Source organism: Ruegeria sp. AF2, assembly GCF_056542025.1.
On sequence record NZ_JBQFZC010000002.1, the window covers coordinates 323,998 to 339,790 of the forward strand.

Consider the following 15,793-nt stretch of genomic DNA (forward strand, 5'->3'; position numbering starts at 1 on the left):
CTGAAACTTGCAATTTGTGAACATCAGCCAAGATATCAAACTACCTAGATGTCCCGATCCGTAGATTTCAATTCACTCCTGGACCCCGTCCCGTACAACGATTCAAAGAACTGGCCGCATAGCGCCGCGGGTCGAATGGGTATCTTCGAACTGGAGGAAGCTTCACAACCCAACTGTCGAATGTGACGTGGTCAGACCTTAGCTGCGATATGCTATGATCGCTTCCAAATTTCGATAAGACAATGTGTGTCGCAAATCGAAGTATTTAGTGCAATCAATAATGTCTTTGCGGAAACGGCAGCCTCTAGAAGATCATATGTAAGACCGGTTCGAGAACTACTTTAGCGAAACGAACACCTCAACTGGCTGTTTGGTCAGCCCGAACCCATATCTTGCGACACTTCTCAAGTCGTGAGACGAAACTGTATTTCAGGTTCATTGGACCGAAAGTAGTAACCTGATGTTAGAACAGTGGGACGATTAACTGGGCCAGAAATGCTTGTTCTCTGAAGAAGCACCCGTCACACTGTATTTTTCTTCAAGCCAAGGTACTAAATTTGGGTTAGAACGCACATTCTAACCAACGCTTCGCGACATTCTACAAACAGGAAATTCCTTGCCAAGTGGACTAGCCCCTGCCGAACTGATCGCAATCCTAATCGCCGTGACTGATGATCAGCCGCGTGTCATGACCTTGCGTGGCGGTAACGCGCTACCTTCGGGACCGTTCGAATCTTCACACCGCAGCTTGCAAAGCGGCTTGCGGGCCTGGATTGAGGCGCAGACCGGCCATCCGGTGGGATATCTTGAACAGCTTTATACCTTTGCAGACAAGGATCGCGATCCACGCTCGGGTTATGACGACAACTCTCAGCGTATCTCGATCAGCTATCTCGGTCTGGTGCGGGAGCAGGATACTACTGGTGCTGGACGTCCGGCATGGCGTAGCTGGTATCAATACTTCCCATGGGAGGATCATCGCGATCGCAGCCCCGAAGAACTACCACAAATTATCAAACGTATCTCAGCTTGGGCAGGGAGTGATCCGCTAAAACTGCAGCGTGTGGACTATCTGTTTGGTCTGAATGGGAAGACCTGGAACGAAGAGCTGGTTTTGCAACGTTATGAGCTTATGTACGAAGCAGGGCTTGTTGACACTCCTGAATTCGGTCGTCACATGGAAGCGGACAACCGTCGCATTCTCGCCACCGGCATATCTCGCTTGCGGGCCAAGATAAAATACTCTCCGGTGGTGTTCGAGCTCATGCCCGAAAGCTTCACCTTGCTGCAGTTACAGCGCACAGTCGAAGCGCTGTCTGGTCTACACCTGCACAAACCCAATTTTCGCCGCCAGATTGATCAGCAGGAATTGATTGAAGATACCGGCGAAATGTCCAGCGGCACCGGTGGTCGCCCGGCGCGCCTGTTCCGATATAGGCCGGCCATTCTAGAGGCTCGCATGCTGTCGGGCGTCAGATTACCTCTCTCCCGGTCCTGAACCTCGCTTGACATAATCTCGAATCGAGAATAAGCATGGCCTCAATATACTCGATTCGAGTATAAATGGAGAAGCCAATGAAAGATTTTCGCCTTCCAGACCTCTACGACCGGGTAAAGCAGATCATCCCGCAACCCGAATGGATGCTGTTTGAAGATGATCTGGAAGCCATCCTTGATCTCAAGCGTGAGAGGAATGCGGTCATCCTCGCCCACAATTACCAAACGCCGGAGATCTTCCACGGAGTTGCCGATATCGTGGGCGACAGCCTTGCGCTTGCGCGCGAAGCTGTGAAGGTTGATGCCGATGTCATTGTGTTGGCTGGTGTGCATTTTATGGCGGAAACTGCCAAGCTGCTGAACCCGGAAAAGACGGTACTGATCCCAGATTTGGGGGCGGGGTGTTCACTGGCAGATTCCATCACACCCGAGGATATTGCGCTTCTGCGCGAAGCCCATCCCGGCGTTCCGGTGATCACATATGTAAACACTTCGGCAGCGGTGAAGGCGGCATCGGATATCTGCTGCACGTCGGGCAACGCAGTAAAGGTGGTGGAATCCCTCGGAGTGCCGCGCGTGTTGATGATCCCGGACGAGTATCTCGCCAAGAACGTCGCCAAAGAGACCGATGTCGAATTGATCGCATGGCATGGACACTGCGAGGTGCACGAACTGTTTACTCCAGCCGATATACGTGAAATGCGCGAAGCGTGGCCGGATGTTACGGTCCTGGCCCATCCTGAGTGCCCGCCCGAAGTGGTTGCCGAAGCAGATTTTTCTGGCTCTACCGCAGTCATGTCGGATTTCGTCGGCGACAAAAAACCGACGAGGGTTTGCCTGTTGACCGAATGCTCGATGAGCGACAACGTGGCGCTGAACCATCCTGAAGTGGAGTTCGTGCGCCCCTGTAACCTGTGTCCACATATGAAGCGCATTAGTCTGCGCAACATTCGCAACGCATTGGAACTGGGTCATCACGAAGTCACCGTCGATCCGGCCATCGCCGAAGATGCGCGCCGCGCGGTAGAACGGATGCTGGCAGTGAAATGATCTGGCTCGAAGGGCTTCATGGTCGAACTGCCATCATCGGTGGCGGCATCGCCGGGCTGACGGCAGCGCTGGAACTAGCTCCACAACCCGTAGTACTAATCACCCGTGCAGGGCTGGGCCAGGAATGTTCCAGCGCTTGGGCTCAAGGAGGGATTGCCGCCGAACTAGGCGCGGATGGTGATCCTGCGCAACACTTGGCCGATACTTTGCGGGCGGGCGACGGGCTGTGCGACGAAACCCTGGCGTCGGCCATTCTCTGCGAAGCGCAAAAGGCGATCACTGGTTTAGAGAAACATGGCGTTCGTTTCGATAGAACCGCCGACGGCACATATGCCTTGGGGCGCGAGGCCGCGCATTCCCGCCGCCGCATACTGCATGCAGGCGGCGACCGCACCGGAGCCGAAATCACATCGGCCCTTGCGAGTGCCGTGTTGCAATGCCAGTCGATCACTTGCTTGACCGGAGTCGAAGCCCGACGGGTGTTGACGCTAGACGGACACGTCACAGGCGTTCATCTGCAAAAAGATGCCCAAGCAGAGGTATTGCGCACATCTCAGGTCGTTATGGCGACAGGCGGTTGCGGCGGTCTGTTTGGTGTCAGCACCAACCCTTCAGGTAATTTCGGCCAGGGTGTCATGATGGCCGCCCGCGCCGGGGCAGCGTTGCGCGATATGGAATTTGTCCAGTTTCATCCCACAGCGCTGGATGCCAAGCAGACACCACTGGCATTGGTCAGTGAAGCCGTCCGGGGCGAAGGCGCAATTCTGATTGACCAAACCGGCAAGCGCTTCATGTCGCATATTCCGGGGGCTGAACTGGCCCCGCGCGACGTGGTGGCTCGTGCCGTGCATCAGGTCATATTGGAAGGTGGGCGAGTGTTTCTTGATGCTCGTGCCGCGCTTGGTGCCGAATTTGTCCAGCGGTTCCCTGGCATCCATGCATTGTGCGCAGCAACCGGAATTGATCCGGCGCGCGATCCCATACCGATACTTCCGGCTGCGCATTACCACATGGGCGGTATCGCCGTTGATGAGTATGGAAGAAGCACTCTGTCAGGCCTTTGGGCCATAGGTGAATGCGCGGCCACTGGCCTGCATGGTGCCAATCGCCTTGCTAGCAATTCACTGCTAGAGGCGGTGGTGATGGGATGCCGCGCCGCAAATGATGTTGCCAAGGCAGAAATGAGAAACCTGTCATTTGTTCCTACAGTTACCGCTCTGCCTCGTTCTGACCCTAGCTCTGTCCGGCCTTTGGCTACAAAATTTCTGGGTTTGATCCGCGACGAGGTGGGATTGCGTCAAGTCATTTCAAAGTTGTCTCCGTTGGTCGAAACCGCTGCCTGCGCTTCTGACCCGGCACTAGTCGCGCTTTCGATCGCGGTCTTTGCCGATCTGCGCCGAGAATCGCGTGGCGGACATTACCGAAGTGACTTCCCTAATCCTGAGGCGAACGCGCAATCTCTTTTAATGACTCTGACCGAAGTACTTGCTCATGCGAGTTTGAACAGTCAGGAACCCTTTCTGAGGACTGCTTGAGAAATGACTATCATGCCCCTAGCCCCGTTGCCCCGAACGATGCTGGAGCCGGTGATCCGCCGCGCACTTGATGAAGATTTGGGCCTCGCCGGAGATGTCACCTCCTCGGCTGTTATTCCTTCGGATCATGTTTCCGAAGTTGTGGCTTGCGCGCGTCAATCCGGATGTATTTCCGGTCTGGATTGTGCTGAATTGGCTTGTGAGCTGATAGATCCGGCGATCAAAGTATTCCGCCATGTCGAGGATGGTGGGACAGTTGCGCCCGGCGCAGTGATCGCCACTTTCAAAGGGCCGTCGCGCAGTCTGCTGAATGCCGAACGTACGGCGCTCAACTTCTTGGGTCATCTATCGGGTATTGCAAGTGTGACTGCCGATATGGTTCGCCGCGTCGAAGGCACGCGTGCTGCCATCGTCTGTACCCGAAAAACAACGCCCGGTTTGCGGGCTTTAGAGAAATACGCTGTGCGATCAGGCGGCGGCATGAACCATCGCTACTCCCTAAGTGACGCGGTGCTGATCAAGGACAACCACATCGCCATAGCCGGGGGTGTCCGCCCGGCCTTGACGCGGGCCAAAGAGACAGTCGGTCATATGGTCAAGATCGAGATCGAGGTCGACACGCTGGAGCAGCTGGCCGAAGTTCTGAAAATCGGTGTTGATGCGGTGCTTCTGGATAACATGGATCCAAGAACCTTAAGCGAAGCTATAGGCATGATTGATGGTCAAGCCATTGCCGAAGCTTCAGGCGGGATAACCCCAGATAATGTGCGGGCTGTGGCGAACACCGGTGTTGATTTGATTTCTATGGGCTGGATCACCCACAGTGCACACTGCCTCGATATTGGTCTGGATTTTGTGCTCTAACAGCACCAAGAGTAAACCAACAGTTACGACGCTCATTGCCCAAATTGTCGAAATCAACGGCCTTTCCAAAAGATTGCCAACGGCAAGAGCATCGCGCGCACCATAGGAATCAAGGCAATCAAAAGGTGCGCGGCGGCGCAGCCTGCCTGTTCAGTCTTGTCACTCCGTTAGCCAGCTAAGCTGGGCAAGTTTTAAGTCGCATTCATTCGTCAGAGAGTTGGCGACCGAACCTTTCGTTCTCGCCCACACTCGATTTCTTATGCTGCTCAAATAAGCAGGCCATGACATCTCAATTCGGAGAAACCGCATCGTCGGCGTCATTGCCTCCGGACGTTTTTCCCTCATGGCCGAAGAAAGTCGGATCAGTCTCAAAATCAGGCGCAAGGAACTCGGACATCTGGTCAGGCCTGTCTGTTTCTATATTATATATCAATAATTTATCCGGCTTGTCCTTAAAAAATTCGGGCACCTCCTGATGATGCCGATCCCATTCTTCTGACCAATGATCAATTACCTGATCAACCGACTCGAAATTCATACCCTTACGATAACGCTCAGCATAAAACCCATTGCCATGGTTTCGGCGACTTGCAATCCACCTGTCTTTGTCTCGAGTGTTCAATATGAAATAGGAATTGGGATAATATGCCGCGAGTTGACGAAAATAACGGCAACCTTCAATCACGCGTGAGCCGCTCACCATCTGCATGTCGGTGTAGCCGACCCAACGGTCGATGCCATTGAGTGGCGCATAGCCATACTTAAGATTGTTAGCGAGCGCGCGGGCCAGATTGCCACGCTTGAAGTGAACCGTCGGAATGCCGTTGTTATCTAGAAAGGCGGAAATCGACCTTGTGCCGCACTTGTTGAAACCGACCTGAAATATCCGCCGCGTACGTCCTGCACGGGTGGAGAGATATTCAGGGGCTATTGATGATTGCGGCACGAAGGAAGGCTCCTACTCGGACTCTGCGGCGGCTTTCTGGTTCGCGCGCATGGCAACTGAAATAAGCTGACGGGCCGTATGCTCCGTCAGAGGTGTGGTTTGGCCAGCCATCATCAGGCGAGCAAAAAACGCGCGTTCAGGTTCTGACTCCAAAAGTTCCTTAAATCGCTTGTGCCGCCATTCGCAGGCCTTGTCATGAAGCTTCTTCAGTGTGGCATCTGATTTTAGCTCGGTAACCCGAGCAGCCCGTGCCAATTGGTAGCGGGAAATAGAGACGTCCTGATCGCTGTTAAAGTTGTAATCGACCCAATAATCCATGCCGATTTTCTCTTTGAAATGCACCCCACGTCCACGCGCACGTTTGAGCAGAAAGGAGTCCATCGCGCCCAAAGCATAATGGTTAAGCTGAACCCTCATGGTCGTATCTTGCGTATAGTTGGAAAATACCCGCTGGCGGCGATGATCGCCACCAAGCAAACGGCCTGATCCATCATACCAGCGCGCCTCATCCACGCGGGTCTGATCAGGCGAAATTGGCCGATGAATGCCTGGTTTACGGTAAATCCCGTTGTTGCGATAAAGCGTTTTGAACATCGAGGCGCGCCACGGCCAAAGGATGGGTTTGGGGGCGCACGAAGTGAACTGTTGGGTCACCGGCGCATCTTCAAAATAAACGATCCCTGCATTTCCGAATAGCCGCCAGGTGAGCGTGATCGCATCCGCCTCGGGGAGGCTATGGATGAGCGCGTTTAATGAGCCGTCGCCAATATGGATATTTACAAACTCATCAATATCGAGCGCCAGTATCCAGTCTGCTTCTTTCAATAGAGGATGTTTGGCGGCTTGTTTCATAGCCTGCCACTGTACGCTCTTATCGGGCTTGGCCTCATGGCTGACATGAGTGATTTGCCCCATCTCTTCGAGTCGGTGCAACATCAGATCGGTGCCATCCGCGCAATCATTTGAGAAGATCAGAAAATCAGTGAAACCAACCATCTGATGATGGGCGAGCCATTCCAACAGGAACGCGCCTTCATCTTTGACCGTCAGGATCGCTAGCTTTCGTGTCATTCTATTCCTTTGATCCGACGCTTCAGTCTGGTCATCCGCCAGACCGCATGTCATGTGGTGCTCATTGAGAATAACGGTTTTGCAGATGTTCTGAACTGCGAATTTCGCGTAGGAACGAAAAAAGTACGGCGCGGCATCATGTTGCCAACTTGGGCGATTTCCAACTCGGTGGTAGGTGGATCTAAAAGGCTGAGAGTGAACCGGATAGATGCACTTATTGTTCAATTAGCCGTCTTAGCCCGACAGCTCCGTTTGCAAGTGCAGATCGGCGGTAAGACTTCAGTGCTACCTGCAGATCGCCGAGTTCTGCATCACTCGCCTCTGAAATGCGGGTCAGGCTTGCCTCTAACCCATTGTCAGCAATCAGCATTGGTGGTCGGTAACAGGCCTCTGACCAGCGGTCCATGACGATCGGCACACAGAATCCACCCGAAGAGGACAGGGCAGATGTGATCTTGATCCGTTGATATTGTTCATAGTCAAATGGCATGAGCGGATGTATCACCTGAGCGCCCGCCAGTGCGTCAAAATACGCGGCATGCCCGACCTGCCCGCTGTTGTCCAAAGGCACGCACGTAAAGCGGGCGTCAAGCTTTCGGTCCTGGATCTCACTTTCAACCTTTGCGCGATCTCCGCCTCCTGACGGCAGGATGAAATGCAGATTCTGAAAGGCGTCCGGTCGATTGCCAAGAAGATCCAGCAGGCCAGGGTAATCACGTGTCCGCATGTTAACGTTGCCGGGGATCACGACCTGACGCGGCTGGCCCAACTTTGGTTCCGGATCATCGATCCAATAAAACGGCTCCAACGTCGCGATCCTGTCCATATGGGCTTTGCCCACCCGGCTGATCCATTCAGCCGTGACATGTGCACTCAGGCTGATGTAGCGCGCATTTGGCATCTGAAGCGTCTCGCGCAGGGGTACCATCTGGCTGAACTGATCCAGATTATGCAGGACCATGATCAATGGCTTCTTCACTCCATGCGCCCAGCTTGCCGCTTTTGGACGACTCAAAGAGGCCATGAGGACGAAGTCATGTTCGGCCGCTTCAATTGCTGCAATAGTTGACTTGATATGTTTTGGTGCATCCGCAGCCCGGTAATCCGGTGTGCTCAAAGGCACATACTCAACATCAAATTCCAATCCCGGCACCAAGGCCATGATATCTCCGCGCAGCTTTAAGATCCGGCGATGCAGAAAGATTCGTGGTCGGTACCCGTTGGCATTACAGGCGGCCACCAAGCTGGGGATGACTTCTTCATGGCGCGGTTCAAATTGTACAATTGCACAGCGCTTCATAGTTTCTTCCTGTTGCCTGGGTTGCCTCGGGCCCTCGTTTTCGGTTTGACCCTGTGGAAGTTGTCTATCGATAGCTACACTTGCCGTCTACATCCAACGCCGAACCGGTCGGCTCTTAGACCAGTTTGTTTGAGCGGAGGTATCCGGTGTGATGGTGTTTCCGATCGTTGCGGTTTCCTTCACTATTCTGATAAAAAGCGGGTTTTAGCACATCATAACAATCTGGGTCTGTAACTCCTTGGGTTTCGCGTAGTTGACTGGCGTGTGATTTGGGGAATAAGGGCTCAAGACGCGCTATATGTGCGCCAGCCAACCAATATAAGTCAGACATATTCACCGCTCGATTTCGAACCGTGAATCGCGCTAGCAAGGTCCGTTTGCTGGGTCGGGATTTGCCGCGGGGTTGCTCTATCAAAGCTTGGTCGTAATGGGTTTGGGTTTCTGCCGAACAGAAACGGTTTAAGCCCTATCTTCTGTCGATTTGAAGCGAAAGATGAGGCGGCATTGTCAAAACGTGAAGCGAGAAGTTTCCAATCTCTTAGTTTACAAGCGGGATCTCAATGCAATTTCTGCGCCTGCTATGTCGATTGCGAACTGCGATGCTGGTGGAAAATCAATGGTTTTTGGTTTTGGGTCCACTTGTTTCGATGCGGCGTTTGCCTGCGATGTTGTAGTAGGGGATCTGGTCCAGATCGCAGAGAAAGGTGCCTGGAGCGGCAACGGCTTTCACGTCGCTTGCGATGGGTTGGAAATCCGCACGGAAATGTGTGGTGCTTTTGACACAGATCACTGAATAGGATGTGGGATTCAGGCCGATATGGGTGAAATGAGCGCGGTCTAGGCATTGGTTGCGCACACTGGTGACGACCAAGTCTATCTTCGCGCCAGACTCTATCATCCTCAGAGCGGCCGTTTTGCCAAGCGTCGCGATGCCGCCTCCGTACATCTCACCTGAGTATCGGCAGATGCCATCTCCGATGGCCAGGACTTCGAACTTTGCCTCAACGGGGTGGTGCCCGGGCAGACCTGATTTTCCGCCGATGGCCAGGTTCAGTTTTGCGCCTTGGCCTGCACGATGCGCTTTCTCTGCGCTTTCGGCGTCGTGGAAGAGACCCATCAAAACTTCCTGCGCTTCCCCCTCGATCAAAGCGGCCAGAAGTCCGGTGGTATCGGATGTGCCGCCTGCGCCTGCGTTGTCCTGTACATCCGCTAACACGAGCGGTTTGTCGCGATGCGAACGACAGGCCAGAACGGCTTCGTCCAACGACAACATAGAGCAGTCCACATCGGGTTCTCGGGCCAGAAAAAGGTCGAAAATTTGATCTACTGCGGCGGTCGCTTGCGCGGCACTGGTCGCGTAGGCAACGCAGGACGGACCAGTATCGGGATAATCTGCCGCAGTAAAACCCAGCGCGATTTCTGCAAAGACATGGGTATGTTCGAACTGGGTGGGCAACTGATAAATCTCATCAAACGGTGCGGCCCAGGTGTATTGCGCATGCAATGGGATCAGATAGGGCACCTGCCGGAAGGCTTTGTGCAGCTTTTCTCCGGCCAGTAGCCTTTGCAGAACCGGTACGCATCGCGCACCGGTTTCGCCCATATCGAGGTGCGGGTACGTGCGGAAAATTGCCAGATAGTCCGCCTGCGAGATCATCTGGTCAGAGATATTGGCATGCAGGTCAAGGCTCGCCACGACCGGAACATCCCGCCCTACCAGATCACGTACTCGGCGCAACAGCTCTCCCTCACCATCGGCCAGGCTTTCAGTCACCATTGCACCGTGCAGGTCAAGATACACTCCGTCCAGCGGTCCCGCGCCGCGAAGGCCATCCAAGATCATAGTACATATCTTCTCGAACGCGTGATCCGTGACATGAGCGCTAGGTTCCGCCGCACACCACAGGATCGGGAAAAGCTCGAAACCTGCCTGGTTCGCGGCGGAAGAAAACCCGGCGATGGGTAGGTTCATACCTTTGGTGTCCGCGATGACACGCGGGCCATGCAACATTTCGGGCCATGAATCTGCCATCTCGAACTCTGGCAGACCCGCTTTGGTCGCTCCGAAGCAGTTGGTTTCGTGTTGAAATCCGGCAATGGCAATGCGTTTGGCTGTCATTCTAAAATTCCAGTTCTTTTCTGGATTTGGTGGTGCCGAACACAATCTGACCTCGCCGGATGGTTGCAACAATCGATGTGTCTAGCAGCCGTTCAGGATCATCTAGGGGATTGCGAGAAAGGATGGCGAAATCTGCCAGTTTTCCGGGCTCAATCGAACCGCGCTCATCTTCTTTAAACACTTGCCACGCCGCATCGATAGTTTGTGCCCGGAGCGCAGACAGTACGCTGACCCTTTCCTTTTCACCCAGTTGCCGGCCGGATGCAGTCAGTCGATTCACCGCGCAATGCGCCAGATGGATTGGCCGCGTTGGCGTAACCGACGCGTCATTGTGGATCGTATAGCGTACACCGTATCGTTCCGCAGTTGCGGCTGGCGAAATCCGTTCAGCGCGTTCCGGGCCGAGGAAGGTATCGTAATGTCGGTCCCCCCAGAAATGCACATGTGCTGAAAAGAAGCTGACAGTTATTCCAAGCCCCGCCATGCGGTCCAGTTGATCGTCGCGCAGAACCTGGCCGTGGATGATTGTATGGCGGTGATCGTCTCGCGGATGCGCTAACAAGGCCTTGTCCACCGCATCGATGAACATCTCGGCCCCGGCATCCCCGTTGCAATGGCAGTGGATCTGAAACCCCATAGCGTGTAGGCGGAGAACCTCGAAATCCATGTCGACCTGCGTGGCATAGATCATGCCACAGGGGTGATCGGGGTCCAGCGACTTGTGGTAGGGCGCAGACAGATAGGCAGTCTGTAACTGGAACGCGCCATCGGTAAACAGCTTTCGCGCACCCAGCGTAAAATTTGGGTTGCCGGGCCAGTTATCGTCGATCCAGCCCTGGCTCAGAGCCGGTTCCAGATCGGCAATTGGCAACAATTCCAAATCAATGCCGGGATCCTGATCGGCAGGAAGGCTGGCAAAGTGGTCGAGCATAACCTGCGATGCCCAAGCGTTCTGTGCATAAGTTACTCCGTGGGACAAATACTCATCACGGCAGGCGTTGAACCCTTGCCAGAACCTGTCCCGGTCGATCAGAAAATCAGTGTCGCCCATTTCGCCTATGGCCGACAGCCCTTCGACCAGCCCCGTCAGGGCGCCGGTATCGGGGTCGCGGCCATAACGCCCTCCGGCCGGGTCCGGGGTGTCGCGATTGACGCCATGCAGCTTCAGCGCCATCGAATTGGCCGCGCCGTTGTGACCCGAAGCATGCAGAACCCAGATTGGATGCGCCGTTGAGACATCATCCAGTTCGGCCCGGGTAGGCATGCGGCCTTCTGAAATGGCGGTGTTGTCGAACAAAACGCCCATCACCCAATCGCCCTCGGGCGTCTCTTCGGCCCGGCAGCGCAGCTTTTCCAAAGCTTGCGCCATATCCATACACGCGCCGCGCGGAGGTGATGCAAGATCAACCCGAAACAGCTGGATGAAGCCGGGATCTGGGAAGTGGCCGTGCGAGTCGATGAAGGCTGGGATCAGGGTCTGGCCAGCTAGGTCATATACACCCGCATCGGATGACATCTGCCGCCGCAGCGTTGCTTCGTCCCCCACCGCAATGATGACATCGTCCCGCACCAACACCGCCTCGGGTCGGGAATTGTCGGCGTCCATCGTCAGGATGGGACCGCCGAAATAGAGTGTTTCCCTCATCCTTTAGTGACCCGGAGCAGGCGCACCCGACAAGGGTGCGAGACAGCGCAGCCCGTGGCCCGCCGCAACCTCCCATTGCGGTGTCTGTGTGCAGATGTCTTTGGCAAACGGGCATCTTTCGCGGAACTCACAGCCCGACGGACGTTGCAAGAGGCTGGGCGGCTCACCTTTGAGCGCGATCCGTTCAAGGCGCGCATCGGGGTCCGGCTCGGGGTTGGCGCTGAGCAGGCAGCGGGTATAGGGGTGGCGCGGATCGTCGAAGATCGCCTCTGTCGTGCCTTCCTCGACCAGTCGACCCAGATACATAATGCCCATGCGGTCTGCCACGTGGCGCACCACGTTCAGGTTGTGGGTGATGACCACCATCGCCAGGCCCAGGCGTTCCCGCAGGTCATTGAGCAGGTTCAGCAGCTCACCCTGTACCGAGACATCCAGCCCCGCCGTTGGTTCATCCGCCAGGATCAGTTTCGGCTCCAGCGCCAAAGCGCGGGCAACACCAACCCGTCGTGCCTGGCCACCGGACAATTGATAGGGGTAGCGGTCCGCGAAATGCACCGGCAGGTTCACCATTTCCAGCAGACGCTTGGCTTCGGCATCCAGATCGCGATCTTTCATGCCCTGAATGCGATAGGGTTCCGTGATCAGGCTTCGAATTGTCAGGCGTGGTGACAAGCTGCCCACAGGGTCCTGAAACATCATCGCCATGTCCTTGCGCAGCGGACGCATTACCCGTTCCGGCGCGCCTCGTATCTCTTGCGTGTCAAACACGACCGAACCGGCCTGCGCCGGGGCCAGGCCCGCAATCGCACGGATGACAGTTGTCTTGCCCGAACCGCTTTCGCCGACAAGCGCATAGGTTTCGCCAGCTTCGACCTCAAAGCTGACGCCCGCCAGCACGTTGACCGGGCCATAGCTGGTTTGCAGGTCTTGGACATTCAGCAGGCTCATGTCACGGCCTCCTCATGGTTCAGCCAGCAGGCGGCGTGATGCCCTTCTTTCAGACGATCCAAGGGCGGAACGTCCGTTGCGCAGCGTGGCATCGCCTGATCGCAGCGGTCGCGGAAAATACAGCCGCCGGGCAGGTTGGCCAGATCGGGCACTTCGCCCGGAATAGTTGGCAGAACCCGCGCGCGTTCCTTGATATGGCCGGGATCGCAATCAATCAGACGGCGTGTGTAAGGGTGCTTGGGATTGTGAAAAATCTCGCGCACCTCGCCGCTTTCGACCACGGCGCCTGCGTACATTACCACTACGCGATCACAGAGTTCCGCGATCACACCCAGATGGTGCGAGATGAACAGGATGGCGCAATCGAACTCGCGCTGCAGCTCTTGCAAGCGCTCAATGATTTGCACCTCAAGCGTGGCGTCCAGCGCGGTGGTCGGCTCATCCGCGATCAGCAGGTCGGGTTCTGACATCAACGCCATGGCGATCGCGATCCGCTGTCGCATTCCGCCTGAAAACTCATGCGGGAACTGCTTTAGCCGTGCCTCTGGGTCCGGAATTCCGACAGCCCCCAGCATCTTTGCCGCATTGGCCAGTTTTTCCTGCTTACTAGCCTTGGACCGGTGCTGAATATCGACCATCTGCTGGCCAATGGTCAGAACCGGATTGTGGGTCTGCATCGGGTCCTGAAAGATGATTGAGATATCGGCCCCGCGCAGATCACTCATCCTGCGTTCAGGCACTTGCAACAGATCCTGCCCTTTAAAGCGTATTTCGCCTTGCCGGAACCGCGTGTTCGGTGCGGTCAGCCGCAGGATCGACGAGATCAAGGTTGATTTTCCGCAACCAGACTCACCGACAATGCCCACGATCTCACCTTTGCGGATGTCAAAGGTGAGATCCCGCAATGCCTTGAGATCTCCGCGTGCCGTTTCATAATCGACGCTGAGGTTCTCGATTTCCAGAAGAGTTTCGGTCATCGCTGTTTCCTCAGTTTGGGATCAACCACGTCGCGCAGGGATTCCCCTAAAAACGTAAAGCCCAGGGTTGCCAGAATGATCGGCAGACCGCCGCCCACCACCAGCCAAGGTGTCTGTCGGATCAGGGAATACCCGTCCTTCAGAAGTGCGCCCCAACTGGGGGTTGGGGGCTTCACGCCAAGCCCGAGAAAGGACAGCCCCGCCTCAAGCGCGATTACCGTCGGGATGTCCATAGCAGCCAGGACGGCCAAAACCCCCACGATATTTGGTAGCATGTGCACACCCAAGATGCGGGCCATGCTGGCCCCCATCGACCGCTCGGCCAGAATGAACTCGGAATTGCGCAACGTCAGGGTCTGCGTTCGCGCCACACGGCCATAGGTTGGGATCGAAGTCGCCATCACCACGAACACAACCGTTTGCAAACTGGGACCGACCAGGGCCACAACGGCCAGCGCGAACATCACGGTTGGGAAGGATCGGATGGTGTCAAAGAACAACATCAACAGGTTGTCGAGCCATTTTGGCCCATACCCCGCAATCATTCCCAAGGTTAGGCCAATTACCATCGCACCAAAGACCGCAGGCAAGGCGACTTTCAACGCAACCTGACCGCCGGCAATCACGCGGGAAAACGTATCGCGGCCAAGTTGGTCCGTACCCAGAAGGTGCTCGGCAGACGGGCCTTGCAACCGGGCTTTGATATCCATGGCCACGGGATCATAGGGCACAATCCAATAGGCGAAAATCGCACAGAAGACGATGGTGCCGACAATGACCAAACCAATCAGACCCAGAGGGTCGCGGGCGACGCCGACAATGATCTGACCAAGTTCAGAACGAGATTTTTCCATTTCGGCTTTCCTCAATGCGCTTGTCTAGCGCGTGGGTCGAGCCACGCATTGATCAGGTCCGCCAGTGCGGTCGACACGACGAACAAACCGGTTGAGATCAGAACCGAGCCCATGACAATCGGGTAATTGCGGGTGGTTATGCTGTCGATCACCAGCTTGCCCAGACCCGGGCGCGCGAACACTATTTCGGCGAATACGGCCGAGCTCAGCAGGAAACCCATGCCGACGCCGATCACCGTGACCACCGGAAGAATGGCGATACGCAAGGCATAAACCATCACCACGCGGCGCTCTGCGATACCGAAGGCTCGTGCGGTCCGAACGTGGTTTTCGCCTAAGACTTCCAACATCGAGGCGCGCACCAACCGCGCGATGTAGCCCACCCAGCTTAGCCCGATGGCAAAGGCGGGCAAAACGAGGTGATCAATGCGACCCCAGAAGCCTTCGCCCGCGCCGATGGCTGGAAACCACTGAAGATGCACGGCAAAGACCAATAGCGACAGAAGTGCTACGACAAAGGCGGGTGCTGCAACAAAACTGACCGAAATCGCCGCCGCAATTCGGTCGATCAGAGTGTTCGGATGGGCGGCGGCATATGCCCCAAGCGCAATTCCCAAGGTGGCGGACCACAGGATCGACGCAAAGATCAGTTCTAGAGTGTAGGGTAGCTGCTGAAACACGATATCTGTCACGGACCGGCCCGAGAATACGTCGATTCCCAGATCGCCACGGACCAGGTTTCCATAGAATATGACCAGCTGTTTCCAGATTGGTTGATCCAGCGCCAACGCAGCGGTGAGCTGGGCCTGAAGCTCAGGTGTTGCGCGTGGCCCCAACATGATCTGGACCGGGTCCCCGGGGACGGCGCGGATCATCAGGAACATGACGGTAACCGCCACGAACAGGATAAGCAGCGCTAGCCCGAAGCGGCGGGTTGCAAACTTCAACATGAAAAGCTGGCTCCTTGTGGATGGGTGGCGAGCTGTT

Annotated in this window: 13 protein-coding genes; 4 read left to right on the top strand and 9 right to left on the bottom strand. The window is 55.7% G+C overall.

The features are described from left to right. The first annotated feature begins 616 nt into the window (after window positions 1-616). From ACR0NM_RS09240 to nadC, 4 genes are all read left to right on the top strand, one after another. Window positions 617-1,498, top strand: coding sequence for an NrtR DNA-binding winged helix domain-containing protein (locus ACR0NM_RS09240; protein WP_170635900.1), 882 nt, complete (start codon window positions 617-619; stop codon window positions 1,496-1,498). A gap of 77 nt (window positions 1,499-1,575) precedes the next feature. Continuing rightward, complete coding sequence (gene nadA, locus ACR0NM_RS09245; RefSeq protein ID WP_480614259.1) at window positions 1,576-2,547, top strand: quinolinate synthase NadA; 972 nt, start codon at window positions 1,576-1,578, stop codon at window positions 2,545-2,547. Then, on the top strand, window positions 2,544-4,082 hold the full coding sequence (locus tag ACR0NM_RS09250; RefSeq protein WP_480614261.1) for an L-aspartate oxidase: 1,539 nt from the start codon (window positions 2,544-2,546) through the stop codon (window positions 4,080-4,082). Before nadA ends, ACR0NM_RS09250 begins: the two co-directional genes overlap by 4 nt. Window positions 4,083-4,085: 3 nt before the next feature. After that, window positions 4,086-4,946 (top strand): carboxylating nicotinate-nucleotide diphosphorylase, encoded by an 861-nt coding sequence (gene nadC, locus ACR0NM_RS09255; RefSeq protein ID WP_480614263.1) that lies wholly within the window; start codon window positions 4,086-4,088, stop codon window positions 4,944-4,946. A gap of 289 nt (window positions 4,947-5,235) precedes the next feature. Here nadC and ACR0NM_RS09260 read toward each other — a convergent pair whose 3' ends face one another. From ACR0NM_RS09260 to ACR0NM_RS09300, 9 genes are all read right to left on the bottom strand, one after another. Continuing rightward, window positions 5,236-5,892 carry a sulfotransferase gene (locus ACR0NM_RS09260; protein ID WP_170663560.1) on the bottom strand — a complete coding sequence of 219 codons (657 nt, stop codon included), beginning with the start codon at window positions 5,890-5,892 and terminating at the stop codon, window positions 5,236-5,238. A 12-nt stretch (window positions 5,893-5,904) separates the two neighbouring features. After that, window positions 5,905-7,017, bottom strand: a complete 1,113-nt coding sequence (locus ACR0NM_RS09265; RefSeq protein WP_480614266.1) for a glycosyltransferase family 2 protein — start codon at window positions 7,015-7,017, stop codon at window positions 5,905-5,907. A 160-nt stretch (window positions 7,018-7,177) separates the two neighbouring features. Continuing rightward, entirely contained in the window at window positions 7,178-8,263 is a 1,086-nt protein-coding gene (locus ACR0NM_RS09270; RefSeq protein WP_480614268.1) for a hypothetical protein, read from the bottom strand. A 613-nt stretch (window positions 8,264-8,876) separates the two neighbouring features. After that, window positions 8,877-10,382 (bottom strand): M81 family metallopeptidase, encoded by a 1,506-nt coding sequence (locus tag ACR0NM_RS09275; protein WP_480614270.1) that lies wholly within the window; start codon window positions 10,380-10,382, stop codon window positions 8,877-8,879. Between the two features lies 1 nt (window position 10,383). Continuing rightward, a complete protein-coding gene (locus ACR0NM_RS09280; RefSeq protein ID WP_480614272.1) occupies window positions 10,384-12,027 on the bottom strand; it encodes an amidohydrolase in 1,644 nt (547 codons plus the stop codon). Window positions 12,028-12,030: 3 nt separating this feature from the next. Further along, complete coding sequence (locus ACR0NM_RS09285) at window positions 12,031-12,975, bottom strand: oligopeptide/dipeptide ABC transporter ATP-binding protein (RefSeq protein ID WP_480614274.1); 945 nt, start codon at window positions 12,973-12,975, stop codon at window positions 12,031-12,033. Further along, entirely contained in the window at window positions 12,972-13,952 is a 981-nt protein-coding gene (locus ACR0NM_RS09290) for an ABC transporter ATP-binding protein (RefSeq protein ID WP_480614276.1), read from the bottom strand. The genes ACR0NM_RS09285 and ACR0NM_RS09290 overlap by 4 nt, the downstream gene beginning before the upstream one ends. Then, window positions 13,949-14,806, bottom strand: coding sequence for an ABC transporter permease (locus tag ACR0NM_RS09295; protein WP_170394253.1), 858 nt, complete (start codon window positions 14,804-14,806; stop codon window positions 13,949-13,951). Before ACR0NM_RS09295 ends, ACR0NM_RS09290 begins: the two co-directional genes overlap by 4 nt. Before the next feature lie 11 nt (window positions 14,807-14,817). Beyond that, window positions 14,818-15,756: an ABC transporter permease gene (locus ACR0NM_RS09300; protein WP_170422950.1), complete on the bottom strand. Its 939-nt coding sequence runs from the start codon at window positions 15,754-15,756 to the stop codon at window positions 14,818-14,820. Window positions 15,757-15,793 lie beyond the last annotated feature (37 nt).